The organism is Clostridioides sp. ZZV15-6383, from assembly GCF_020657735.1.
GTDB classification, from domain to species: domain Bacteria; phylum Bacillota; class Clostridia; order Peptostreptococcales; family Peptostreptococcaceae; genus Clostridioides; species Clostridioides difficile_D.
This window is the reverse complement of record NZ_JAGWCV010000189.1, coordinates 1-305: the sequence shown is the minus strand read 5'-3', so window position 1 is coordinate 305 and position 305 is coordinate 1. Positions and strand designations below refer to the sequence as shown.

Sequence of the window (305 nt, the reverse complement as noted above, 5' to 3'; positions counted from 1 at the left end):
CTTTTAATCAGGGTGTCCCGCGTTCGAGTCGCGGATAGATCACCAAAAAGGCGGCGACATAGCCAAGTGGTAAGGCAGTGGACTGCAACTCCTTGATCCCCAGTTCGAATCTGGGTGTCGCCTCCAAAATATTCCAAGGTAGCTCAATGGTGGAGCAACCGGCTGTTAACCGGTAGGCTGTGGGTTCGAGCCCCACCCTTGGAGCCAAAAAAGCCGAAGTGGCGGAACTGGCAGACGCACAGGACTTAAAATCCTGCGGGACTTACCTCTCGTACCGGTTCGATTCCGGTCTTCGGCACTTATAA

The 305-nt window shown here is 54.1% G+C and carries 3 tRNA genes; all 3 read left to right on the top strand.

The annotated features are described in order from the left end of the window. The first annotated feature begins 52 nt into the window (after nucleotides 1-52). The 3 genes from KGF42_RS19410 to KGF42_RS19400 all read left to right on the top strand — a co-directional run bounded on the left by KGF42_RS19410 (nucleotide 53) and on the right by KGF42_RS19400 (nucleotide 298). A tRNA-Cys gene (locus KGF42_RS19410) sits at nucleotides 53-126 on the top strand. A gap of 6 nt (nucleotides 127-132) precedes the next feature. Further along, nucleotides 133-207, top strand: a tRNA-Asn gene (locus KGF42_RS19405). Between the two features lie 5 nt (nucleotides 208-212). After that, nucleotides 213-298: transfer RNA gene (locus KGF42_RS19400), tRNA-Leu, on the top strand. The last annotated feature ends 7 nt before the right edge of the window (nucleotides 299-305 follow it).